Annotated in this window: 1 protein-coding gene; it reads right to left on the bottom strand. The window is 75.4% G+C overall.

Translation table 11 applies throughout. The features are described 5' to 3' along the window. Positions 1-1,617 (bottom strand): polyketide synthase dehydratase domain-containing protein (locus ACFV4F_RS43325; protein WP_380511559.1); only part of this gene is annotated, 1,617 nt, incomplete at its 3' end. Positions 1,618-1,641 lie beyond the last annotated feature (24 nt).

The raw sequence follows: 1,641 nt of genomic DNA, 5'->3' as shown, positions 1-1,641 counted from the left end.
GAAACGCTCCTCCGCCAGCCAGCCCAGCTCCAGCTCCAGCACCTGCGCCGCACGCGCGTGCACGTCGCCGTCCGCCGGTCGGATCACCACTACTGGCGGCACGTCCTCCGGCACCTCCGCCAGGGACTCGACCTCCGCGAACTCCGGTGCGGCTGCGGTCTTCACCGGCACCCAGTCCACCCGGAACAGCCCGTCCCGGGCCGCTGCCGGCTCCCCGCCCGCCACCGCGCGCAGGGCCAGCGACCCCACCGACGCCACCGGCAGGCCCTCGGCGTCGGCGACCGCCACCGCGACGGACTCCTCGCCGGTCCGGGTGACGCGCACGCGCACCGAGGACGCGCCGGAGGCGTGCAGCGACACGTCCTCCCACGAGAACGGGACGACGCCGTGCGGCAGCCCGTTGACGGCCGTCACGTGCAGGGCGGCGTCGAGCAGCGCCGGGTGCAGGCCGTAGCCGGTGCCCTCGGTGCCCTCCGGGAGGGCGACGTCGGCGAACACCTCGTCCCCGCGCCGCCAGGCCGCCCGCAGGCCCTGGAACACCGGACCGTACGCGTAGCCGCCGTCGGCCATGCCCTCGTACAGCCCGGTCAGGTCGACCGCCTCGGCGCCGGCCGGCGGCCAGACGGTCGTGTCGAACGGGGTGCGCGTCTCCCCCGCGGCCAGGACGCCGGTCGCGTGCTGGTCCCAGGCGCGGCCGTCGGCGCCCTCGGGCCGGGAGGCGACGGTGAAGGTGCGGCGGCCGGTCTCGTCGGCCGCGCCGACGCGCAGTTGCAGCTGGACGCCCTCGTGCTCGGGCAGCACGAGCGGTGCGGCCAGGGTCAGTTCCTCGACGCGGTCGCAGCCCGCCTCGTCCCCGGCGCGGACGGCCAGTTCGAGGAACGCGGTGCCGGGCAGGAGGACGTTGCCGCGCACGACGTGGTCGGCGAGCCAGGGGTGCGACCGGCGGGAGAGCCGGGAGGTGAACAACAGGCCGTCGTCGTCGGAGAGTTCGAGCGAGGCGGAAAGCAGCGGGTGGTCGGCGCTGTCGAGGCCTGCGGCGCCGAGGTCACCGGCCGCTTCGGCAGCGGCGTCGGGCCAGTACCGGCGGTGCTGGAAGGCGTAGGTCGGCAGGTCGACCGGGCGGGCGCCGGTGCCGGCGAAGAGGGCGGCCCAGTCGACGTGCGCACCGGTGACGTGCAGGCGTGCGAGGGCGGTCAGGACGGTCGTGTCCTCGGCCTGGTCCTTGCGGAGGGCGGAGGCCAGCACGGCGTCGTCGGAGAGCGAGGAGGCCGCGAGCGCGGTGAGGACACCGTCGGGGCCGAGCTCCAGGAAGCGCGTGACGCCCGCGGCTTCCAGCGTGCGGATGCCGTCGCCGAAGCGGACGGCCTCGCGGACGTGGCGCACCCAGTAGTCGGGGGTGGTGAAGTCCTCTCCGAGGCCGAGGGCGCCGGTCAGGTTGGAGACCACCGGGATCGACGGCGCGTTGTACGTCAGCCCGTTGAGGACCTCGCGGAAGTCCTCCAGCATCGGGTCCATCAGCGGCGAGTGGAACGCGTGCGAGACGCGCAGCCGCGTCGTCTTGCGGTCGGCGAAGTGCTCCCGGACCGCCGCAACCGGCACCACCGCCCCGCAAAACACCACGGAGGGGGGCGCGGAGTCCGC

Origin of the sequence: Kitasatospora sp. NPDC059722 (assembly GCF_042733235.1) — a bacterium.
Lineage (GTDB): Bacteria > Actinomycetota > Actinomycetes > Streptomycetales > Streptomycetaceae > Kitasatospora.
The sequence above is the reverse complement of the archived record's forward strand: the minus strand, read 5'-3'. Positions and strand labels throughout refer to the sequence as shown.